The sequence below is a fragment of the Pseudoalteromonas marina genome (assembly GCF_000238335.3).
In the GTDB taxonomy this organism is placed as follows: Bacteria; Pseudomonadota; Gammaproteobacteria; order Enterobacterales; family Alteromonadaceae; genus Pseudoalteromonas; species Pseudoalteromonas marina.
Genome location: NZ_AHCB03000005.1, coordinates 1,766,188 through 1,789,466, shown reverse-complemented (window position 1 = coordinate 1,789,466; position 23,279 = coordinate 1,766,188). Strand labels below are relative to the sequence as shown.

The window sequence follows — 23,279 nt, the reverse complement described above, 5'->3', positions numbered from 1 at the left end:
AGCAACTAAATTATTTTACTTAAATCAGTGATTAGGCAATGTCAGAAAAAACCGGCTTACAAGTATCTTTTGTCACAATCAACGAAGACCATTTAGGTCAGCGAATTGATAACTTTCTTATTACCCATTTAAAAGGGGTGCCTAAAAGCGCAATCTACAAAATTCTTCGTAAAGGCGAGGTGCGTGTAAATAAAAAACGTATTAAGCCAGTATATAAATTACAGTTAGACGACATCATTCGTATCCCACCTATAAAAGTGGCAGAGCGCGAAGAGTTTGTGCCTTCAAAACTAGATAAAGTAACGCGCCTTGAAGACGATATTTTATTTGAAGACAAATACCTCATTGTTATAAATAAACCATCAGGCATGGCTGTTCATGGTGGCAGTGGTTTAAGTTATGGCTTAATAGAAGCGCTGCGCGTACTTCGCCCAGAAGAGCGCAACCTTGAGCTAGTGCACAGGCTAGACCGCGATACATCGGGGTGTTTACTCATTTCAAAACGCCGCTCAGTTTTAACATCGTTACACGAGCAACTTCGTGAAAAAACCATGGAAAAAAACTATTGGGCGTTAGTTGACGGCCAGTGGGATGGTAAAACTAAAAACGTAACCGAAGGCCTGCGCAAAAACACGCTTAAATCAGGCGAGCGCGTTGTACGTGTAGATAATGTTGAAGGCAAACCGTCGCATACTCGTTTTAAAGTACTAGAGCGTTTCAACGAATGTTCACTTGTACAAGCGTCGCCAGTAACAGGGCGAACACACCAAATTCGTGTACACACCCAATGCAAAGGGCATCCAATTGCATGCGACGATAAATACGGTGACCAAGCGTTTGACGCAGGAATGCGCAAAGTAGGTTTAAATCGCTTATTTTTACATGCGCACGATTTAAGTTTTTATCACCCTAAAAACGAAACCACTATGCGTGTAGAAGCACCCCTTGATAAAGCCCTTAGCAATTGCTTATTAAAGTTACGCGCAGCTAAAGAGTCTTAATGTATGGCCAGTAATCAATACAAATTAGTTATTTTTGATTGGGACGGCACCATCATGGACTCAATTGGCAAAATAGTTAACTGTATTAAATGCAGTGCACAATCTTTAAATATTGCACCGCCAAGCGACACCGCAATAAAAAATATTATTGGGCTGTCGCTTGAAAAGGCAATGGAGGTGCTATTCCCCAGTTACCCAACAAAGCAAACCGCACTAATTAATGCATACAAGGCACATTATAAAGTTGACCCAACACCTACACCTGTATTTGATGATGTAGCAAACGTCCTCAATGCCCTTAAACAAAACGGGGCAGTACTTGCTATTGCAACAGGTAAAGGAAGAGACGGCTTAGAACGCTTATTAGATCAAAGCCAGCTGAGGCATTTTTTTAGTGCCACCCGCACAAGTGACGACGCACAGTCTAAACCCTCACCCGATATGCTTTATCAATTATTAGTGGAGCTTGGCGTAAGTGCCAACGAAGCTGTAATGATAGGTGATACACAAATTGATATGGCAATGGGTAGGGCAGCAAACATGGACCGAATAGGCGTTACTATGGGTGTACACAATGCACAGCAATTAAGTGAGTATGACCCAATTGCAACAGTCGATAGCTACCAACAGTTGCAACAGGTTTTAATAGGCTAACACTTAAAGCAAGCGTTATTTGGTTTGAAGGCTCAACACATCAACATTAAACTCAGCTAATAATTGGCTGAGTTTAATGAGTGGCAATCCAATTAAACTATTGGGATCGTCACCGCTTAGTTTTTCAAATAAACAAATGCCGAGTCCTTCACTTTTAAAGCTGCCAGCACAATTATAAGGCTGTTCTGCATCGCAGTAAGCGCTAATTTGTGCTGTAGTGAGTGTTTTAAAAGTCACATTAAATGGTTCAACAAGGCTTCTCCTTTGCCCACTTTGAATATCAAAAACACATAATCCGGTTAAAAAAGTAACTGTTTGGCCACTAAACAGGCTCAATTGCTTTACGGCGTTTTCTTTAGTGTGCGGCTTACCTAAAATTTGGTCATTAAACACAGCCACTTGATCAGAGCCAATAACTAAACCTTCGTTAAAATGTTTAGTAGCTTCAGTAGCTTTAAGTTCACTTAAACGCTTAACTAACTCATTGGGTGTTTCGTTTTCAAGGGCTGATTCGTCAACATCGGGTGAAAAGGCTTTAAACGGTAAATTAAATTTTTGTAATAAAGACTGCCTAAAAGGCGAGCTTGAGGCTAAAATAAGCGAGTGCTTCATGAATGGTTTTCCTAAGATAAATCAGATTGAGTTAGGATAAATCAGATCCGTGAGTAAAACACGTGAAAAACCTAGTAAAAATGGTTTTTTACTTTGACTAACAAACTAACTATCTATATGATGCAGCCCCTATGCAAAAGGTAAAAATTCCCTTCACTCTTCATCCTGGGAAAGCAGCGCAACACCGTTTATCATACGATGGTATTGTACCGCTTGAAAAACTGACTCGTTTACGAGGTGTTGTACAGGAAGAAGTAGGTGAAATAGCGGTAAAAATTCAGTGCAAAAACGATGAGCAAGGTTTAGTTGTGATTAGCGGCAATTTGTCCACACACGTTACTGTAACTTGTCAACGTTGTAATGATGATTTAGGGTTGGATTTGGATCAAGACTTTATGTATTCGCCTGTTGGTTTGGATGCTGAGTCGGATGATCTTCCAGAAGACTACGATGAAGTAGCGCTTGATGAAAACGGTGAAATTAACGTGTTTGAGTTAATCGAAGACGAATTAATTTTAGCGGTGCCATTGGTGCCTACACACAACGAAGCTTCGTGCAATTACTCGTCAAAGCCTGCCAGCTTTGGTGTGTTAAAAGCGGAAGATGATAAACCAAATCCATTTGATATTTTGAAACAACTTAAGAAAGATTCTTAGGAGAAGACTAATGGCTGTACAAAAAAGCAAAAAGTCTCGTGCAAGACGCGGCATGCGCCGTTCACACGATGCGATCAACGGTCCAACTTTAACAGTTGACCAAACTTCAGGTGAGACTCATCGTCGTCACCATGTAACTGCTGACGGTTACTACAAAGGCGTTCAAGTAATTTCTAACTAAGAGATTGCTTTGATGCTGAATAATCTAACCATAGCGTTAGATATGATGGGGGGCGATTACGGCCCCCGTTCATCTATTCCTGCTGCTGTTAGTGCAGTAAACGCTCACGCCAACCTTACACTTATACTGTGTGGTAACGAGCAAGTTATATCTAAAGAACTCGAATCCCTCGATTCTTTATCTCACCCAAGACTCATAATTCGTCATTGCAGTGAAATAGTCACTAATGCCTGCGAACCTGCTGTTGCTGTTCGTTCAAAAAAAGATTCTTCAATGCGCGTTGCCCTTGATTTAGTAAAATCAGGCGAGGCTCAAGCATGCGTAAGTTCAGGTAATACTGGCGCGTTATTTTTTATGGCGCATTACGTATTAAAAATGTTGCCTGGTGTAAAACGTCCCGCACTTATTTCATCTGTACCAACAGAGCGTAAAAATCCAGTGTACTTACTCGACTTAGGCGCAAACGTACATTGTGATAGCGAAATACTCTATCAATTTGGCCTAATGGGCTCCGTGGTTGCAGGCCAAGCACTTGGGTGTGATAACCCGCGCGTAAGTTTGTTAAACATTGGTGCCGAAGACATAAAAGGCCACGACGACATAAAACACGCTGCGCAATTAATGCAGCAAAGCCCACATATAAATTATATTGGTTACAGTGAAGGCAGCGATATTTTTACAGGTAAGGCCGATGTTATCGTATGTGAAGGGTTTGTTGGCAACGTTGCCCTTAAAACCTGTGAAGGCATAGCCAAACTTATCATGAATAAGTTCTCAAAAGCCCTCGAAAAACACCTTATATATAAATGTATGGCGTTTATCCTTAGTCCAATCATAAAAAAACTCTATAAAAGGGTGAACCCCGACCAGTATAACGGTGCTTCTCTGGTAGGATTGCGCGGTATTGTCGTTAAAAGCCATGGAAACGCCTCAGCTAAGGCATTTCAAGCAGCAATCGATGAAGCGGTAAAAGAAGTTGAACGCCAACTTCCCACTAAAATAGCCGCTATTTTCGAAAAAACACATTCTAAAGACACGGTGGCCAATCAGTAAATTGATGTGCCGTGTATTTCATTATTTATTTGTTTAATTAAAAAGAGCAAAGTATGGCACAAAAAATTGCACTTCTATTCCCAGGTCAAGGTTCGCAAAGCGTAGGTATGTTACAAGCGCTTTTAGAAACCTCCGACATTGTAAAATCAACGTTTGCAGAAGCATCAACCGCATTGGGATACGACTTAGCAGCGTTAGTTCTTAACGGTCCAGAAGAAAAACTAAACGAAACCCACCGAACTCAACCTGCATTATTAACCGCAAGCGTTGCGATTTATCGCGACTGGTTAGCTAAAAATCCAGATGCCGATGTTGTCATGGCAGGGCACAGCTTAGGTGAATATTCAGCACTGGTATGCAGTAACGTGATTAGTTTAAGCGAAGCTGTAAAATTAGTTGAAAACCGTGGCTTGTACATGCAAGAAGCCGTACCAGCAGGTGTGGGCTCAATGGCCGCTATTATTGGTTTAGGCGACGACGAAATTAAAGCGGCGTGTGCAGCATCAGCACAAGGCGAAGTTGTATCGCCAGTTAACTACAATTCACCAGGTCAAGTTGTAATAGCCGGGCATAAAGCGGCAGTAGATAGAGCCTCAGTAGCCTGTAAAGAAGCGGGCGCAAAACGCGCATTACCGCTATCGGTTAGTGTGCCTTCGCATTGCGAATTGATGAAGCCGGCAGCAGAAAAACTGGCGAATGATTTAGCCGCTTTAACATTTAATACACCTAAGTGTGATGTAATTAATAATGTAGATGTAAAAGCAGAAAGTTCAGCTGACGCGATTAAAGATGCACTTGTGCGTCAATTATACAGCCCAGTACGCTGGACAGAAACCGTGCAAGCTTTAGTGGCGCAAGGTGTAACGCAGAGCTACGAATTTGGTCCGGGTAAAGTATTAACAGGCCTGGCAAAACGAATTGATAAAGCAATGGTATGTGGCTCAGTAAACGACGCCGCTTCAATTGATACAGCTAAATAAGAGTAAAAAAATGTCTAACTTATTTTCTTTAGAGGGCAAAGTTGTCCTAATTACAGGCGCAAGCCGTGGTATTGGTAAAGCAATTGCAACTATGCTGGTTGCACAAGGCGCAAAAGTCGCTGGTACAGCAACAAGCGAGTCGGGTGCGGCTAACATTAGTGACTATTTAGGTGATAACGGTAAAGGTTATGCATTAAACGTCACCGATCCTGCTTCAATTGAGGCTACTTTGGCTGCAATAAAAGCCGACTTAGGCGATATTGACGTACTAGTAAATAACGCAGGTATCACGCGCGACAATTTACTTATGCGAATGAAAGAAGCCGAGTGGGACGATATTATCGACACCAACCTAAGCTCTATTTTCCGTTTGTCTAAGGCAGTATTACGCCCAATGATGAAGAAAAAGAACGGCCGTATCATTAATATTGGTTCGGTAGTAGGCACTATGGGTAATGCAGGGCAAGCTAACTACGCTGCGGCTAAAGCGGGTGTTATTGGTTTTTCTAAATCATTAGCACGCGAAGTTGCCTCGCGCGGTATTACAGTGAACGTAATTGCACCGGGTTTTATCCAAACAGATATGACCAACGAGCTAACCGATGACCAAAAAGCAGCCACTTTAGCCAATGTGCCAGCGGGTCGTTTAGGTCAGCCTGACGAAATTGCAGCTGCAGTGTGTTATTTAGCATCTGACGCTGCTGCGTATGTATCAGGTGAAACTTTGCATGTAAATGGCGCGATGTATATGGTTTAATAACCATATAGCCATTACAAGAGTAAAATTAAGTTGGCATAATTCACTAAAAAACATTGAATTATTTGTGAACTTGCTTTAAACATACTTGAAATTGCTATTAAAATAAGCGATAACAGGGAAAACACACACTCAGAGGTTTGACCAGACAATTATTTACGGTCAAATCATTGAATCAGAGAATTATGCGGCGTAAACTACCCCGCAATCTGAAAATAACGCATTGGCGTTTTAATAAAGGAAAGAAGAATGAGCGATATCCAAGAACGCGTAAAAAAAATTATCATTGAACAACTAGGTGTTAAAGAAGAAGAAGTTAAAAACGAATCTTCTTTCGTAGATGACCTAGGTGCAGATTCTCTTGATACTGTAGAACTAGTAATGGCTCTTGAAGAAGAGTTTGACACTGAGATCCCAGACGAAGAAGCTGAAAAGATCACTACAGTTCAAAGCGCAATCGATTACGTAACAGCTCACGCTGAGTAATCAATTGTATATTAAAGGCAGCATTCGCTGCCTTTAATCTATGTATCCAAACCACCTCAAAGTTCATGATTCAAAAATCAAACCTTAACTCCCCAAATTTAACTAACATTAATTTTGTTTACGTTATGTGTTGTCAAACAAGTTTGAGACTCGCACTTTGAGGTTGCTTGGGTATGATGATCCCCTTGTGAATCTAATTGGATTAAAAAACCATTTAAAAATTAAAATGGTTAAAATTTTAATAAAATTATAAATATCCCTTATTGGAGGCAAACCGTGGCTAAACGTCGTGTCGTCGTAACTGGCTTAGGAATGTTGACGCCGCTAGGCAATGATGTTCAATCAACCTGGCAAGGCTTATTAGATGCTAAAAGTGGTATACAAACAATAACACACTTTGACACATCAAAATTTGGAACAAAGTTCGCTGGTTTAATCAACGACTTTGATGCATCGGCTTATATGCCACCAAAAGATGCAAAAAAAATGGATTTATTTATCCAATATGGTTTAGCAGCGGGTGTTCAAGCCTTTAAAGATTCAGGTTTAGAAATCACAGAAGAAAACGCAACGCGCATTGGTGTTGCTGTTGGTTCTGGCATTGGCGGCCTAACACTAATTGAAGAAAACCACGTTAAGTTACTTAACAGTGGTCCACGTAAGCTATCTCCATTTTATGTGCCTTCTACCATTATTAATATGATCTCGGGTCATTTATCAATAATGTACGGACTACGTGGCCCTAATATTTCAATTGTAACTGCGTGTACGACAGGTTTACATAACATTGGCCATGCAGCGCGTATGATTGCCTACGGCGATGCCGACGCTATGGTTGCTGGCGGTGCAGAAAAAGCGTGTACACCAATTGGTATGGGTGGCTTTAACGCAGCACGCGCATTATCAACACGTAACGACGACCCACAAGCAGCGTCGCGCCCGTGGGATAAAGACCGTGACGGTTTTGTACTTTCTGACGGTGCTGGTGTTGTAGTTGTTGAAGAATACGAACACGCAAAAGCACGTGGCGCAAACATTTATGCCGAGCTAGTTGGTTTTGGTATGAGTGGTGATGCATTCCACATGACATCTCCACCAGAAGACGGCGCAGGCGCAGCCCTTGCCATGGAAAACGCATTAAAAGATGCGCAAGTAAATGCAGATCAAGTAGGTTACATTAACGCCCACGGTACATCGACCAACGCTGGCGATAAAGCTGAAACTGCTGCAGTTAAATCTATTTTTGGTGATGCTGCAAAAGACGTAATGGTTGGCTCGTCTAAATCGATGATGGGTCACTTACTGGGTGCAGCGGGCTCAGTTGAATCAATCGTGTCGATATTGTCGCTAAAAGATCAAAAAGTGTCGCCTACTATCAACCTTGATAACCCAGATGAAGGCTGTGACCTAGATTACATTGCACATACAGCACGCGATGCAAAACTAGATTACTCACTGTGTAACTCATTTGGCTTTGGTGGTACTAATGGCTCGTTGCTATTTAAAAAGGTATAATCTTTTTTAACAACGAACCACTTTATAAGAGCTCAGTTGTTTAACTGGGCTTTTTTTATATGCAAAAAATAATAAATAATACGCAAATAATCATAAATGCCAGCCAATCAAACGCCGTTAGCATAGCCGACAGAGGCTTAAACTATGGCGATGGTTTTTTTACAACAGCAAAAATTGTAAATGGGCAAGTTGAATATTGGCACCACCACAAGGCTCGCCTAGCTGAATGTGCCGAGCGTTTAGCCTTTCCTGAACTCGACTTTAGCTCTTTAGAGCAATACATACACAATCAAGTAAAACAAAAGCAAACGGGCGTGTTAAAAATACTCGTAACACGCGGTGAAGGCGGGCGTGGTTATAACCTACCAAGCGAATGTAATTTAACAATTATAGTAAGCGTGCTTGAATACCCTGCTAACTACAATGCACTTGCAGAGCTGGGGGTTAGCCTTGAAATAAGCCCAATTAAATTAGCGGCGCAGCCTTTACTTGCGGGGCTAAAAACCCTAAATAGGTTAGAGCAAGTACTCATTAAAAAAGCCATGCAAACGCAAAATTGCGAAGACGTACTTGTGCTCGACTACAACAACCAGGTAATTGAAGCCTCAGCAGCTAATATATTTGCCATTAAACACGGTAAAGTATTTACACCAAAGCTCAATGAATGCGGTATAAAGGGCGTTTATCTGCAAGCGTTATGTGATAAATTAACGGTTGAGTTTAAACACATTACAGTAAACGATTTAACCAAGGCCGATGCTGTATTTGTATGCAACAGCTTAATGCATGCTGTACCTGTTAAACGCATAGAGCAACAGTGCTTTAATGTAGCGTACAGCAACGCATTGCTAACTAATTTATTAGCCAAGGAGGCTTAGTGTTAAAAGTTATTTTATCAGTCGCTTTTTTAGCGATTATTAGCACAGCTATTGGCTATCAGCAATTGCAGGCAACCCTACAAAGCCCGCTAAATATAGGCGAAAGCACGCAATTTGAGGTAAAAAAGGGCACCGGTTTTAATAAATTATGCCTGCAATGGCAAGCAAAAAACTGGGTTGAAAGCTGTTGGCGTTACCAAGTTATTGCAAAGCTCGACCCCACGCTAACCGATTTAAAAGCCGGGCTTTACGAGCTTTCAAATACCAGTGTTATTAATAACATAAAAAAAATAAACCAAGGTCAACAAATCAGCTTTAGCTTTACCATTATTGAAGGCCAAGCGCTGCGCGATGTAATAGCAAATATTAAAAATGCGCCTAATTTAAATAACGATCTAAAGTTAGACGAGTTAGGTAAGCAAATTATAAATGAAGATACATTGTTAGAAGGCTGGTTATTTCCAGATACTTACCACTACCAGCATAACGATACCGCAAGCAGTGTATTAAAACGCGCCGCACAAACCATGCAACAAACACTAAGCGATGCATGGCAAAAACGCGTTAACAATTTACCTTACAACACCGCGTACGAGGCACTAATAATGGCCTCAATTATTGAAAAAGAAACCGCAGTAGCCAGCGAGCGCCCGTTAATTGCTTCGGTTTTTGTCAATCGGTTAAACACCAAAATGCGCCTACAAACCGATCCAACCGTAATATATGGCCTGGGTGAAAACTTTGATGGTGATATTAAATACAAAGATTTACGCAATCATACGCCATACAATACCTACCGTATTGATGGATTACCGCCAACGCCAATAGCTATGCCATCAAAAGAAGCTATTTTAGCTGCGGTAAACCCGCCACAAAGCGACTATGTTTACTTTGTAGCAAAAGGCGATGGCAGCCACCAATTTTCTACCACGTTAAAACAACATAACGCGGCAGTTAAAACCTATATTTTAAATAAAAAGAATTAACGTGTTTATGAAACCAAAATTTATAGTAGTAGAAGGCTTAGAAGGCGCGGGTAAATCAACCGCTATTTCACTTTGCCAAGACTTTTTAAACAAAAAACAAATAGATTACATTAACGTACGCGAACCTGGCGGCACGCCATTGGCCGAATCGTTACGCACCTTGGTAAAAGCCGAACACGAAGAAGAAATAGCCTTCGAAACCGAGCTGCTTATTATGTACGCCGCACGTTCGCAGCTAATGCATAACGTAATAAACCCTGCGCTTGAGCAAGGTAAATGGATATTAGCTGACCGTCACGACTTATCGTCGCAGGCGTATCAAGGCGGCGGGCGTGGCATTAGCTCAAATACACTAGCGTCGTTATCGTCTATGGTATTAAAAGGCCTAAAGCCCGACTTAACCATTTACCTCGACATAGACCCAGTAATTGGTCTTGAACGTGCTAAAGGGCGAGGTGAACTTGATCGAATAGAGCAAGAAGCCATTGAGTTTTTTCAGCGTACACGCATGCGCTACCTAGAGCTTGCAAGCGACGACAACTCAATTAAAACCGTAGATGCCAATCAAGAAATTGATAAGGTACATCGCGATATCACAAACGTATTACGTACTTTTTTTGAAGAGCTAAAATAACATGTCTCTACCTTGGCTATATGAAACACAGCAACACTTAGCACAAAGCTTTCGTGGTCAGCGTTTTCATCATGCCCAATTGTTTTGCGGGCCTGTGGGTGTAGGTAAGTTTGCCTTAAGTGACGAACTAGCCAATGCCTTGTTATGCCAAAATATCACCCAGCAAACAGCCGCACCAAACAGTATTTTAGCGCCATGTGAGCAATGTAAAAGTTGCTCGCTTAACCTTGCGGGTACACACCCCGACAAGCGCATAACCCAGGTAGACGGCCAAAGCATTGGCGTAGACGACATACGCGCCATTAGCGATTTTATGAACCACTCAGCGGCGCAAAATGGCAACAAAGTAGTGGTAATAGAAAACTGCGAAAAAATGACCATGGCAGCGGCTAACGCCTTGTTAAAAACGCTTGAAGAACCAAGCAATAGCCGGTTTTTAATATTAACCACAAGCCAACCTGCACAATTGCCAGCCACTATTTTAAGCCGATGCGCTAAAACCGACGTAAAAGTAACAAGTACACAACTAGCGCAGCAATGGCTTGAGTCGTTACAAATACAAAATTACCCTTGGCTACCGCTTTTTTATAGCCAGCCATTACAAGTAAAACAGTGGCAAGAGCAAAACCAGTTACAAAATATAGATACCCTTTATAAGTTTGCAACTGAGTTTAAACAAAGCCATAATTTCAAAGCGTTAGTCGATATAATAAATAAACAACCGGAGCTGGTTCGTATATTTACCTTATTTTTAAGCGAGCAATTAAAACAGCAATTATTACAAGGTATGAGCTTTGAAGCGTATCAACAAGCGCAGCAAGCACTTAGCGAATTTTTGCAAAATAACACAAAAATTCTCGGCCTTAATTTACCGCTCGCCGTATCGCGATTAGCGTACATTTTACGTAATAAATAAAAGGATTAACCATGCAAGAGCTATTAGTAGATATAGACGACCTAGACGAATTATATCGCTGTTACATGCCTTACTTAAAAAAAGGCGGCTTATTTGTGCGTACTAACATGCGTTACGAAGTAGGGCACTCGCTGGCGTTACGTGTAACCCTTCCCGACGCACTAGAAGACGACATAGTCACTGGCAAGGTTGCGTGGATCACCCCACAAGGCGCACAAAGCTCAAACCCGCCAGGGATTGGTATTAGCTTTTTAGACGACAAAACAAACCTAAACGCCAAGATCGAAAAACTACTGGGGACTATGTTAAACTCCGGTAATCCAACTTACACCATGTAGTAAAAAAACAGGCCCAATTTTGATTGTAGATTCGCATTGCCATTTAGACCGTCTTGATTTTGATAAACTCGATTTAAACCTAGACCAAGTGCTAGACCAAGCACGCGCCAAACAGGTTGAACACTTTTTATGTGTAAGCGTTACGCTTGACCAATTCCCAAGTATGCTTGATAAAATTAAGCACTACGACGATGTATCGGCCTCGTGTGGCGTGCATCCGCTCGATCAAAAAGACGCGCTTAACAAGCAGCAATTAATTGATTTAGCGTCACACAATAAAGTAGTTGCCATAGGCGAAACAGGCCTAGATTACTACTACGCAAAAGACACGCATGCCGTACAGCAAGCAAGTTTTGTAGGCCATATTGATGTGGCAAACGAACTACATAAGCCGCTAATTATCCATACACGCGACGCCCGTGCAGACACCATTAATCTAATGCGCGAGCACAACGCCGAAAACTGTGGCGGCGTACTGCATTGTTTTACAGAAGACTGGGACATGGCTAAAAAAGCCATAGATATGGGCTTTTATATTTCTATTTCTGGCATTGTAACGTTTAAAAATGCAGTAGAGCTTAAAGACGTAGTAAAGCAAATCCCACTCGACCGACTACTAATAGAAACCGATTCGCCGTATTTAGCACCCGTACCGCACCGAGGGCAAACTAATCAGCCAGCTTACGTGCAAGATGTTGCGTATTACATTAGTGAGTTAAAAGGTATTAGCTTTAACGAGCTAGCTAAAGCCACCACCGATAACTTTTACTCGCTATTTAAATTAGCAGCTAAAGGCTAATAATATGACGACTCACGCGGCGCAACTTCCTATGTTACTTATGGGGCCAATGGTGCGCCGCGCTGAGCAAACAGGCGTATGCATAGTATTTGCAACGTCAATCCCCGCACAGTGCCAAATTAATATACTCAATACGCAAAGTGTCAGCGAGCAACAAACCATTACACTAGGCGAACGCCTTTATTTACACTTTGTAGTTGTAAAACCGGCAAGTACACTTTTTGCGCTCGACACCTTACTAGCGTATCAATTAATAATAAATGGCAATGAGGTTGACCTATCAGCTTGGGCTTACAGCAACCAAGCAACTCCAGCATTTGTTATACCTAATAAACTAAATAGCATATTGCATGGCTCGTGCCGAAACGCGCATCACCCCGCAAAAGACAGCCTAGTAACATCAAGCCAATGGCAAAACACTCAACGCAGCCAAAATACACCTGGCGCACAATTATTGCTGTTAAGCGGCGACCAGGTTTACGCCGACGATGTAGCAGGGCCTATGTTATTGGTGATTCATCAGCTTATTGAAAAGCTAGGTATTTATAAAGAACAACCCATGGCGTTGCCTCTGCCTAACAAAATTGATGAACAGCTATACAACAGGCACCATTTTTTACCCAAAACCCCGTGGCAAAAGCGCTCAAAACTGGGTGTGGGTTATTGGCTTAAAAAAGACGAGCCGCATTTTTCAAGCGTAAAAGCATTTAACCACCTTATTCACTTTGAAGAATTTATAGCGCTTTATTTACTTAATTTAAGCGCCGCTGCATGGCAATGTGTTGATTTAAAAAACGCACAATACACCGGGCAAAACCTCGAGCATCAACGTATTTTTAATGCCGAAAAATCGGCGTTGCTTGGCTATGCTAAAGGGCTGAATGAAGTAGAAAAATTATTTGCTAATGTGTCTACGTTAATGATGTTTGACGATCACGACGTAACCGACGATTGGAACCTCACCGCAGGGTGGGAGCAAGCCATAAACCAAAACCCAAGCAGTAAACGTATAATTAATAATGGGCTTATAAGTTACTGGCTGTTTCAAGGTATGGGTAACGACGCGCTAACAAAAACAAGCGCGCTAATACCGCCATTTAAACAAAGCTTAAGCGCTAATAACCAATGGCAATTTAAAGCGTTTGATAAACCCCTGAACGAATTTAACCATTGGCATTACGAGTTAACTACAACACCTAAAGTCGTGGTGCTCGACACCCGCACACACCGCTGGCGTAACGAAAGCAATTTTAACGAGCCATCAGGCCTGCTCGATTGGGAACGCCTTACAGAGCTTGAAGAAAGCCTACTCAGTCACGATAAAGTAATTATAGTATCGCCCGCGCCAGTATTTGGTGTTAAATCAATAGAAGCCATTCAAGCGGCTTTTAATATATGCGGCCAGCCACTGATGGTGGATGTAGAAAACTGGATGGCCCACGAAGGCTCGGCTAAAAAACTACTCGACACCTTTAGACGCACCGACACCCCAAACGAAACCCTTATTTTATCAGGCGATGTACATTACTCGTTTTGTTTTTCGGTGCAAAAGCGTTTTGGCGATCACCCAAACCGAATATGGCAGCTCACCGCAAGCGGGATAAAAAACGAATTCCCGCGTAAGTTAATAAACGTACTAGACAAACTAGACTCTATTTTATACGGCCCCAAAAGCCCGCTTAACTTTTTCACCAAACGCTGGCACATGGAAGTAGACAAACACCAAACCCTAGGCGAAGGCCAAAAGTATTTAGTAAGCGACTCCGCAATAAGCCTAATAACGTTAGATAACGGCGACTTATCCCGCTATCAACTCATCCACGGCGACGGCCACACCACCGAATTCGACCTAGAACACAAATAAAGCCCGGCATTGCCTTAATAGAATGAAGCCCTTCTAAAAGGGAGGGGTTGGTATTTTCTTGTAGGCGTCTTCCTTGCTGGCGCGTTATTTATAGATATGTAAAAGCGTTGCTTTTAAACGCCAGCAAGCTGCGCGTCTACTGGTAAGGTTTGGCATTTACTTGTAGACGTAGAGCTTGCTCACGTTAGAAGCGCAGCTTCTTATTGCTTATAAATATCACTACCGAGAACACCGAGCCGCTGGCGCTACACAGAGAAAACATAAGTAATGGTTAGTTACTTCTCCTTGGTTTCTCCTTTACTTCTCGGTGGTGACATAATCACTTAGCAATATACCGTGTTGGTTTAATTATTTAGAGATATGACTACTTACCTGAATAAAATATTTTTAAAAACTGAAAACTGGAAAATATCTATTTAAAACTGCGTACACGTTTAACAACTATTTTATTACTCAAAATCGCCAAACATAAAATAACCATAAACAGCATAGAGTTTGCACCAGCTTGGAGCGAATAATCTACCGATGAATGCAATAACATATCAATAATCGCAATAGCACATCCAAAAGCCACACCCTGAAACAACGCCGTTTTGCGCTTGCGCATAGTTGCAACACACAACCATAAACAATACAAAACCAACAAACCAAGCGCAGCTGTAGCAGGTATACCCAGCTCTACGGCAAATTGAATATAATCGTTATGGGCGTTATCGTAATAGCCCGAATACGGCTCCGACTGATACGCAGGGAATGCGGTATAAAACGTACCGCCGCCCGAGCCCAATAAAGGCTTATCTAAAATAAGCGGTATAGAGTCGCGTACCACCTCGTCGCGGGTTTCAGACGCAATGCTTGTTTCACTAATACGCTGCTTTACTTTTTCAACATCAAAAATAGCGCCAATAATTATTAAATCAATAATAAAAAAGCTCACTATTAATAACTTAAACGCCTTAGGTTTATTGTTATAAACAAACAGCGCCAAAAAGCTTACCACCATTAACGCAATAAAAAAGGCCGAGTTACCCATGCGGCTACGGGTTAAAATAAGCGCCACAATTATAATTATTAACGAAATACGCAACACTATTTTAGAGCTTAAAAGTATTTCGGCCCAAGCTCTAAGAGTTTGTTTTAATGTGTTTTTACCTTTACCGTTATTGCGCTTTAACTCGCTTACCAATACGCCTATACCCAAACATAAACACAGCGCTAAATAGTTAGCTAAAAAGTTAGAATACGTAAATGTACCAATGGCCCGGTCGGTATGTTTATACCCAAAAATAGGGCTAACTACATCGGGCGATAAATTTAAGTAACTAGCATACAGTGCCTGAAAAACCCCAGCACATATAACCGCATAAATTAGCTTTTTAATGCGCGCAGCACTGTTAAAGTAAATAAAAATAAGCCAGCAAAATAAAATCATAAAGCTGGTTTTTAATAACATTTGTTTGGTTTGAAAAGGATCAACGCTTACCGTAAACATTTGCACGGCGCACACCGCAATAACAACACCAAGCGCCGCAAACACAGGCCACGAATACAAAGGAGGGTACAAAGATTGGTTATTATTTATAGCACCGTAAATTAAGTGCGTTATAAACGTAGCGCTTATTAAAAGGCCCATAGCAAGTATGGCCCAAGGTCGGTAACTGCCTAAAGGTAACGGGAGTAAAAATAAAATGCCACATAACAATACAAAAATTAAACGGTTCACTAATTTCCCTATAAACGCTTGTTACTAATACTTAACCTAAAAACTTATTTCTAACTACTACTATCTGTTTTTTACTATCTTCTGAAAACTTATAGCTAACCACTAATGTTTAATACATATTTACTTCACTGATATCTGTTTTCTAAAAACTCAAAACTTGTATATTTCGCATTATTGCATATTTGTGTAGTACACATAACAAAAAACGCAGCCAATTGGCTGCGTTTTTATAATTAAAAGTTGGTTTTAGTTATCAACTTCAGAAATACCGTCGTCGCCGCCATTACCGCCAGCACCCGGAGGTGTTGGTAAGCTAACAAATGCAGGCACACGTGAACGTGCATTTGGGTTAGCGTTACTGTTTGGCGCAGCGTTATTACCAGGGTTTTGACCTGGTGCATTTGGATTACCAGCAGCCGTTGCCTCAGAGGCAGTAGTTGCATCAACACCAGCAGTTACAGCAGCTAATGTAAGCGTATCGCTATCTATACCAGCAGCACTCATTGCGCCTAGTACATCAGCAACTAACGGGCTATCTGGGCCTACAGCAGCAACTGCATCGTTAATTAACGCTTCTACGTCTTCAGCAGAACAATCACTACAAGCAGCTTCAATAGCAGCAAGTAAGTCTGCTTGAAGTTGCTCTGGCGAAGTATCTGCAGTCGCATTGTTTAATACGCTAACAAGGCCAGCGCTGTCTGCTTGTGCATATACAGGTAATGTAACCACTGCAGTGGCACCAGCAATTAAGCCAGCTAAAATTAGTTTTTTCATGTCTCGTCCCATGGTTGAGTGTCTAATTACAAAATTTTAGCGTATTAGAGCAAAAAGTAAACTCTTTATTTACGCCATTATTATTAGTTTTTACTATTTGCGAAGGCGGCATTATTAAATTGCCTTGTACTCCGTCGCAGCCCAGTTTTTCAAGTGCCTTTAAAGTCTCAGGTTTTTCAATTAAGCAGGCTAAAACTTTAATACCAAAACCGTGGCAAATATTATTTACCGTTTGAATAAAAAATTGGCTTTGGGTGTTATCTAGTAAGTCTTGTATGTAGCTGCCGTCAATTTTTACAAATTCAATATCTAGGCCTTGTAAGTACCTAAACGACGTTAAACTGGTACCAAAATGTTCTACACACACATTAATACCAATATCTTTAATGGCATCTATATGTAAACTGGCTACATGCACATTATAAAGTAAGCTTATTTCGTGTAGCTCAAACAATAAGTTAGTTTTTAAAATAGGTTTAGTAGTCGCGTAAAGCGTAAGCCACTCTATAAAATCGGTAGAGTATAACGCGGCTTTACTTAAATTAAGGGCAAACACATCTTTTGGGTATTGCTCTTTAACGTTTACAAAATTGCGTATTATTTTTTTGTCGAGTTCTTCGGTTAAATTAAGTTTTTCGGCCATAGCAAATAAATGGCCGTTATTTACTTTTTCACCTTCATGTATAAAGTGTGCAAACACCTCAAAATAGCACTGCTGGTGCTCTGAGTTAGCTTGCTTAACAGCCTGCACCGAAAAACTCACCTCGCCCGAATCAATAATCGATTGAATTAGCGCACGCCATTGTTTAACACTAAATAGAGTGTCTTTATCTACTTTATTAGTAGCTGCGGTTTCGCCAATGGTACAACCGGTATCAAGCGCCGAAAGCACACTCCCCAAGCTCGAGCCTTTTTCAACACTTACAAGCGACAAGTTAGCAAACCCGTTTACATGTAAGCTGTTTTTCTTTTGGCTAAAAGCATCGTTAATGTCTAGCTTGGTTTTATTTAAAAATGGTACGTCAAATGGGGCCAGTGCTATAAACGTACTGCCATTAAGCTTAAAAAGTTTAGTGTTAGTTAACTCGCTTAGTATAGATTGCAAAGTAGTGCTTACATCGTAAACGTGTTCGTCGCCGTCTTGGTAGCTAACGGTTTGGTTAATATTAGTAAGCGAAGGCAGGGTGATCATCATTGCGGTTATTGGCGCGTCTTCAGTTATTGTATCAACCACTGAGCTAAAATGGTTTTCAAACGACCGACGATTCCCAAGCCCAGTAAGTGGGTCTATGTATACTTCTTCGGTGAGGGTTTGGGTTTGTTTTGTTAACGAGTCAAACGTGCTTTGTAAATTAATAACCATATTGTTTATGGCTTTAGTTACTGTACGTAGCTCGCGTGCAACCGGTATTTGCTCGTTTAAGGTAAAGCGTTTACGCGTAACCAATTGTGCTTGATGTTCTACGGCTTTTAGCGGCCTAAACACCGTGCCTAAAATTAAAAACGCAACCGCAAGCGATCCCGCAAGTAATAAAAACGATCCGTAAAAGCTACGTTTAGTGTGCTCCCAAAGCGTTAAGTACGACTGCCCAGCATGGCTAGTTACTTCAAGCGTACCTGCCATAACCCAGCCATTATTAAGCTCGCTGCTCATAGTGGGCGCGTTAAGCTCTACCGCATTAATAAACCAGCCAGGTACCGACTCAACCCGTTTAGGGTTAGTAAGCTCAAACACCATATTACTTTGCATGTCGGTAAATTTAATTTGCCTATAATAGCCACTATCAAAAATAGCCGTGGCCATGGTTTGGGCAATCATTAAACTTTCGTCGTCAAGGTAGGGCGAAATAGAAAGCCCCAAACTGGTTGCGGTGTCTTGCGCGTGGCTGCCCATTTGGGTTTGCAAATAGTGGCGGGTGGTTTGTACGTCGGTAACTACACGTACAAAAAACGAAATAACCGAAATTAAAATAATTAACCCGTACACTTGGGTTTTTAAACTAAGTCCATTTTTAAAAAGTCGATACATAACTACTAGTTCCTTTAATGTTACTGTTGGTGGGCGCAAGCTCACCGTGTTCTATGCGTTGCAGCATGGTGTTCCAGGCCGATACACCACGGCTATTTTTTACTTTATTACCCAACCCTTTTGCTTTAGCTAGCCATAAACCTTGGCCGTTAAAGCTGTATATAGGTTTTAAATCAGGCCGTTTATTAGCGGGTAAAAGTTTAGTATTAAAATTACCTAACACAAGCGGTATTTGGTTAGGCTCTTCAAAATAAATTAATACCATATGCGGCTGGTTTACTGTTTTTTGCCTTACATACATTAACCGTATTTTATCTTCCGGTATGCCTAGTGCAATTAGCGTAAAGTATTTGGCTATTACGTAGTCTTCACAGTCGCCCATACCAACGCCTAAGCTTTCAAGCGGGGTGGCCCAGTAATCTTTTTTTTGCCACAGGTCGTCGTCGGTTTGGTATTGTATGTGTTTATTAAAAAAGTCGTTAACTAGGTGTATTTGTTGCCACTCGCTTTTACCTTGGCTGCTATCTATAAAACTAAGCCAATTTTTAATACGGGTGTAGCCTTCGTCGCCATAATGTTGTTGTGCACGGTTTAGTATATCGCTGTTACGCAAATGCATAAGTGCGTCTTGCGCGTACACAAAAAACGACATAACAATTAAAATGCAAACACTTAAGCGCACATACGTTCCTTTAGTTAATAATCCCTAATAAACAGCACAGCTAAGTATAGTATTATTACAACAAAAAAGGTAGATAAGTAAAAAGTGCTACACAGCACTAAAGTAGGGCGTTTGGTAGTCATTTTGGTGCAACATAAATTTAACAAAAAAACAATCTAAAAGGATGTTTTTATAGTTGAGTACATTATTGTGTTGTGTATAATAATAACTTCACACGGTATGTGAGGTACGTTAAAAGGACTTAAGCTTAACTACGCTTGTCCTTTTTTGTGTTTTTATAAATAATCAAAAAATAAAAAAGGAATTAAAGTGAAAGTTTTAAAAGCAGTACTCCCCGTTGCAGGCCTTGGTACACGTATGTTACCAGCTACAAAAGCCATACCAAAAGAAATGCTCCCCCTGGTAGACAAACCCTTAATTCAATATGTAGTTAACGAAGCCGTAGCCGCAGGCATAAAAGAAATAGTACTGGTTACTCACGCTTCTAAAAACTCTATCGAAAACCATTTTGACACCAGCTTTGAGCTAGAAGCCACGCTAGAGGCACGCGTAAAACGCAGCCTACTAGACGAGATTCGCTCAATAGTACCAAAAGACGTAACGGTAATTTCGGTTCGCCAATCGGCTCCATTAGGCCTTGGCCATGCAGTACTTGCGGCTAAACCCATAGTTGGCAACAACCCTTTTGCCGTAATGCTACCCGACGTAATAATTGACAAATACAAGTCAAACCCAAAAACCGATAACTTAAGCCAAATGATTAACCGGTTTGACCAAACAGGCCATAACCAAGTAATGGTAGAGCCTGTACCTCAAGAACAAGTTCACCAATACGGCGTGGTAGACCTAGCAGGTAAAAACATAAACGCAGGCGAAAACGCCACCATTAAAAACATGGTCGAAAAACCAAATAACGATGAAGCCCCAAGCAACCTAGCCATAACAGGCCGTTATGTTGTATCGCCCACTATTTGGGATTTGCTTGAGTACACGCCACCTGGCGCTGGCGGCGAAATACAACTTACCGATGCATTACTACAATTACGCCACCTCGAAACGCTTGAAGCTTACCACCTAACAGGTAAATCGCATGACTGTGGTTCTAAATTAGGCTATATGCTGGCTAATGTTGAATATGCAATGCAATCAAGCCATATGGGTGAAGAGTTTACAAAGCAATTAAAAAAACTGCTTTAGTAAAAGAATTTAAACTCTAAGCATAAGCAGATTAATATAGCTAGAAATTACAGCAGGTTATAATTTGTATAACGCTTGCTCAAATACGTTAAAGCATAACGAGAGATAAAATGGAAATATCACAAGCAAGAATGACTCATTTAAAGCAATTAGAAGCTGAGTCGATTCATATAATGAGAGAAGTGGCAGCAGAATTTGATAACCCAGTGATGATGTATTCGGTGGGTAAAGACTCAGCAGTAATGCTGCACTTATGCATGAAGGCTTTTTATCCAGCTAAGCCTCCTTTTCCATTAATGCATGTAGATACCACTTTTAAGTTTAAAGAAATGATTGCGTTTCGTGACCGTATGGCTAAAAAATACGACATGGACCTAATAGTTCACAAAAACGAAGAAGCCATTGCCGCAAATATAAACCCGTTTGATCATGGTAGTGCCAAATACACTGACATAATGAAAACACAAGGCTTAAAACAAGCCTTAAATAAGCATAAGTTTGACGCCGCATTTGGTGGTGCGCGCCGCGATGAAGAAAAATCACGTGCTAAAGAGCGAGTGTATTCTTTTCGCGATAAAAACCACCGTTGGGATCCAAAAAGTCAGCGCCCAGAACTTTGGAACACTTATAACGGTAAAGTTAATAAAGGTGAAAGCATTCGTGTTTTCCCATTATCAAACTGGACTGAGCTTGATATTTGGCAATACATATATCTAGAAAACATTGAAATTGTACCTTTGTACTTAGCAGATACCCGCCCTGTAGTAGAACGAGATGGCTCGTTAATAATGGTAGACGACGAACGCTTACCATTAAAAGAAGGCGAAGTTCCAATGATGAAAAAAGTACGTTTTCGTACATTAGGGTGTTATCCACTAACAGGAGCGGTAGAGTCTGAAGCCACTACTTTACCAGAAATTATTCAAGAAATGTTGCTTACTAAAACATCTGAACGCCAAGGACGAGTAATCGATCACGACTCATCAGGCTCAATGGAAAAGAAAAAAATGGAAGGCTACTTTTAAGCCAATTTTAAGCATCATTAATTTTAAAGAATATTGTTAAAGGAATACCCGTGAACGAACAAACACTACTAGAAACAGATATAGAAACCTACCTTCAAAAGCATGAAGATAAAGACATGCTTCGCTTTTTAACGTGTGGCAATGTAGACGACGGCAAATCAACATTAATAGGCCGGCTATTACACGATTCAAAATTAATTTTTGAAGATCACATGTCAGCTATTAAAAACGACTCTAAAAAGTTTAACACAACCGATGGTGAGTTTGATCTAGCGCTACTGGTCGACGGCCTTCAGTCAGAGCGTGAACAAGGTATTACTATTGATGTAGCGTATCGTTATTTTGCAACCGAAAGCCGTAAATTTATTATTGCCGACTGCCCTGGGCACGAGCAGTACACCCGTAACATGGCAACAGGCGCTTCAAATTGCGACCTAGCTATTGTAATGGTAGACGCACGTTACGGCGTGCAAACGCAAACTAAACGCCATTCATATATTGCTTCTTTACTTGGCTTAAAACACGTTATTGTTGCAGTTAATAAAATGGATTTAATTGACTTTAGCCAAGAGCAATATCGTAAAATTAAAGACGATTATAAAGCATTTGCTGCCGACCTAAACATACCAGATATCCGCTTTGTACCAATATCAGCATTGCGTGGTGATAATGTAGTTAATAAATCTGAGTCAATGAGTTGGTACCCAGGCGCAACCCTAATGGAGTTACTAAACTCAGTAACAGTTAACGAAGACAAAAACCTGCAAGACTTTCGCTTTCCTGTTCAATTTGTAACGCGCCCTAACCTAAACTTTAGAGGCTTCTGTGGCACAGTAGCCAGTGGCGTTATTAATGTTGGCGACTTAATTACCGTTATGCCCTCAGGTAAGTCATCAACAGTAAAAAGCATAGTAACTGCCGACGGCGACCTAACAAGCGCATTTGCAGGGCAAGCAGTTACATTAACAACCACTGATGAAATTGATATTTCGCGTGGGGATGTCATTGTTAAATCAAATAACTTAGCTACCACGTCAGAGCAATTTGAAGCAACACTTGTTTGGATGGACGAAACAGCATTACAACCAGGCAAAGAGTATGAGTTTAAAGTAGGCACAAAAAACACCTATGGCCGAATAGAAAAAATTAACCATAAAATTGATGTAAATACCCTAAAAAACTTAGACGTAAATGAGCTGCAACTTAACGAAATTGGTTCGTGCAATATAAGCACATCAAGCCCAGTAGTAATTGACGAATACAACACAGTGCATGGCACAGGGTCATTTATTGTAATCGATAGGCTTACTAACGTAACGGTGGGTGCGGGGATGATATCGAAGACTATACCTGAAAGTGAAAGCTTTGAGGTAACAGCTGATAGCTTAAAGCTTAAAAATAGAACTTATACTCAATCTGAAATTGAGTTAAATGCTTATATTAGGAAGTGTTTTCCTGAGTGGGCTTGTATCAAAATAAAATAAGTTTAATAACAACTTTTTCTTTTCATTGACAACAAATAAAAATAACTTAGGCAAA

At 40.9% G+C, this 23,279-nt stretch carries 24 protein-coding genes; 19 read left to right on the top strand and 5 right to left on the bottom strand.

The features are described 5' to 3' along the window. Window positions 1-38 precede the first annotated feature (38 nt). Together rluC and PMAN_RS08260 are read left to right on the top strand one after the other, a co-directional pair. Window positions 39-1,001, top strand: a complete 963-nt coding sequence (gene rluC, locus PMAN_RS08265; RefSeq protein WP_006792311.1) for a 23S rRNA pseudouridine(955/2504/2580) synthase RluC — start codon at window positions 39-41, stop codon at window positions 999-1,001. A gap of 3 nt (window positions 1,002-1,004) precedes the next feature. Beyond that, window positions 1,005-1,655, top strand: a complete 651-nt coding sequence (locus tag PMAN_RS08260) for an HAD-IA family hydrolase (protein ID WP_010557309.1) — start codon at window positions 1,005-1,007, stop codon at window positions 1,653-1,655. Window positions 1,656-1,670: 15 nt separating this feature from the next. Here PMAN_RS08260 and PMAN_RS08255 read toward each other — a convergent pair whose 3' ends face one another. Next, a complete protein-coding gene (locus PMAN_RS08255) occupies window positions 1,671-2,267 on the bottom strand; it encodes a Maf family protein (protein WP_010557310.1) in 597 nt (198 codons plus the stop codon). Window positions 2,268-2,398: 131 nt separating this feature from the next. Here PMAN_RS08255 and yceD point away from each other — a divergent pair, with 131 nt between their 5' ends. From yceD to PMAN_RS08185, 14 genes are all read left to right on the top strand, one after another. Then, on the top strand, window positions 2,399-2,923 hold the full coding sequence (gene yceD / locus PMAN_RS08250) for a 23S rRNA accumulation protein YceD (protein WP_006792308.1): 525 nt from the start codon (window positions 2,399-2,401) through the stop codon (window positions 2,921-2,923). Between the two features lie 10 nt (window positions 2,924-2,933). Then, the gene (gene rpmF, locus PMAN_RS08245) at window positions 2,934-3,104 is read left to right on the top strand and encodes a 50S ribosomal protein L32 (protein ID WP_004587686.1); all 171 of its coding nucleotides are present in this window, start codon (window positions 2,934-2,936) and stop codon (window positions 3,102-3,104) included. Between the two features lie 12 nt (window positions 3,105-3,116). Further along, window positions 3,117-4,157, top strand: coding sequence for a phosphate acyltransferase PlsX (plsX, locus tag PMAN_RS08240; RefSeq protein ID WP_010557311.1), 1,041 nt, complete (start codon window positions 3,117-3,119; stop codon window positions 4,155-4,157). Between the two features lie 53 nt (window positions 4,158-4,210). Further along, window positions 4,211-5,137, top strand: a complete 927-nt coding sequence (gene fabD / locus PMAN_RS08235) for an ACP S-malonyltransferase (RefSeq protein ID WP_010557312.1) — start codon at window positions 4,211-4,213, stop codon at window positions 5,135-5,137. Between the two features lie 10 nt (window positions 5,138-5,147). Beyond that, window positions 5,148-5,894: a 3-oxoacyl-ACP reductase FabG gene (fabG, locus tag PMAN_RS08230; RefSeq protein WP_006792305.1), complete on the top strand. Its 747-nt coding sequence runs from the start codon at window positions 5,148-5,150 to the stop codon at window positions 5,892-5,894. Between the two features lie 249 nt (window positions 5,895-6,143). After that, complete coding sequence (acpP, locus tag PMAN_RS08225) at window positions 6,144-6,380, top strand: acyl carrier protein (RefSeq protein WP_006792304.1); 237 nt, start codon at window positions 6,144-6,146, stop codon at window positions 6,378-6,380. A 276-nt stretch (window positions 6,381-6,656) separates the two neighbouring features. Beyond that, window positions 6,657-7,895 carry a beta-ketoacyl-ACP synthase II gene (gene fabF, locus PMAN_RS08220; protein WP_010557313.1) on the top strand — a complete coding sequence of 413 codons (1,239 nt, stop codon included), beginning with the start codon at window positions 6,657-6,659 and terminating at the stop codon, window positions 7,893-7,895. A gap of 59 nt (window positions 7,896-7,954) precedes the next feature. After that, on the top strand, window positions 7,955-8,773 hold the full coding sequence (pabC, locus tag PMAN_RS08215) for an aminodeoxychorismate lyase (protein ID WP_010557314.1): 819 nt from the start codon (window positions 7,955-7,957) through the stop codon (window positions 8,771-8,773). Then, window positions 8,773-9,759, top strand: coding sequence for an endolytic transglycosylase MltG (gene mltG, locus PMAN_RS08210; RefSeq protein WP_010557315.1), 987 nt, complete (start codon window positions 8,773-8,775; stop codon window positions 9,757-9,759). Before pabC ends, mltG begins: the two co-directional genes overlap by 1 nt. A 7-nt stretch (window positions 9,760-9,766) precedes the next feature. Continuing rightward, on the top strand, window positions 9,767-10,393 hold the full coding sequence (tmk, locus tag PMAN_RS08205; RefSeq protein ID WP_010557316.1) for a dTMP kinase: 627 nt from the start codon (window positions 9,767-9,769) through the stop codon (window positions 10,391-10,393). Between the two features lies 1 nt (window position 10,394). After that, entirely contained in the window at window positions 10,395-11,309 is a 915-nt protein-coding gene (locus tag PMAN_RS08200; protein WP_010557317.1) for a DNA polymerase III subunit, read from the top strand. Between the two features lie 11 nt (window positions 11,310-11,320). Next, a complete protein-coding gene (locus PMAN_RS08195) occupies window positions 11,321-11,647 on the top strand; it encodes a PilZ domain-containing protein (RefSeq protein ID WP_006792298.1) in 327 nt (108 codons plus the stop codon). 19 nt (window positions 11,648-11,666) lie between these two features. After that, the gene (locus PMAN_RS08190; RefSeq protein WP_010557318.1) at window positions 11,667-12,446 is read left to right on the top strand and encodes a TatD family hydrolase; all 780 of its coding nucleotides are present in this window, start codon (window positions 11,667-11,669) and stop codon (window positions 12,444-12,446) included. A gap of 4 nt (window positions 12,447-12,450) precedes the next feature. Continuing rightward, window positions 12,451-14,310 carry an alkaline phosphatase D family protein gene (locus PMAN_RS08185; RefSeq protein ID WP_010557319.1) on the top strand — a complete coding sequence of 620 codons (1,860 nt, stop codon included), beginning with the start codon at window positions 12,451-12,453 and terminating at the stop codon, window positions 14,308-14,310. A gap of 412 nt (window positions 14,311-14,722) precedes the next feature. Here the strand turns inward: PMAN_RS08185 and PMAN_RS08180 are convergent, their stop codons facing one another. From PMAN_RS08180 to PMAN_RS08165, 4 genes are all read right to left on the bottom strand, one after another. After that, complete coding sequence (locus tag PMAN_RS08180; protein ID WP_010557320.1) at window positions 14,723-16,033, bottom strand: O-antigen ligase family protein; 1,311 nt, start codon at window positions 16,031-16,033, stop codon at window positions 14,723-14,725. A gap of 246 nt (window positions 16,034-16,279) precedes the next feature. Beyond that, entirely contained in the window at window positions 16,280-16,807 is a 528-nt protein-coding gene (locus tag PMAN_RS08175; RefSeq protein ID WP_010557321.1) for a hypothetical protein, read from the bottom strand. 22 nt (window positions 16,808-16,829) lie between these two features. Continuing rightward, complete coding sequence (locus PMAN_RS08170) at window positions 16,830-18,836, bottom strand: bifunctional diguanylate cyclase/phosphodiesterase (protein ID WP_010557322.1); 2,007 nt, start codon at window positions 18,834-18,836, stop codon at window positions 16,830-16,832. Further along, a complete protein-coding gene (locus PMAN_RS08165) occupies window positions 18,820-19,518 on the bottom strand; it encodes a transglutaminase-like cysteine peptidase (protein ID WP_010557323.1) in 699 nt (232 codons plus the stop codon). Before PMAN_RS08165 ends, PMAN_RS08170 begins: the two co-directional genes overlap by 17 nt. A 309-nt stretch (window positions 19,519-19,827) precedes the next feature. Here PMAN_RS08165 and galU point away from each other — a divergent pair, with 309 nt between their 5' ends. The 3 genes from galU to cysN all read left to right on the top strand — a co-directional run bounded on the left by galU (window position 19,828) and on the right by cysN (window position 23,224). Continuing rightward, window positions 19,828-20,715 carry a UTP--glucose-1-phosphate uridylyltransferase GalU gene (gene galU, locus PMAN_RS08160; RefSeq protein ID WP_010557324.1) on the top strand — a complete coding sequence of 296 codons (888 nt, stop codon included), beginning with the start codon at window positions 19,828-19,830 and terminating at the stop codon, window positions 20,713-20,715. A 110-nt stretch (window positions 20,716-20,825) separates the two neighbouring features. After that, window positions 20,826-21,740 carry a sulfate adenylyltransferase subunit CysD gene (gene cysD, locus PMAN_RS08155; protein ID WP_010557325.1) on the top strand — a complete coding sequence of 305 codons (915 nt, stop codon included), beginning with the start codon at window positions 20,826-20,828 and terminating at the stop codon, window positions 21,738-21,740. A 50-nt stretch (window positions 21,741-21,790) separates the two neighbouring features. Next, window positions 21,791-23,224, top strand: a complete 1,434-nt coding sequence (gene cysN / locus PMAN_RS08150; RefSeq protein WP_010557326.1) for a sulfate adenylyltransferase subunit CysN — start codon at window positions 21,791-21,793, stop codon at window positions 23,222-23,224. Window positions 23,225-23,279 lie beyond the last annotated feature (55 nt).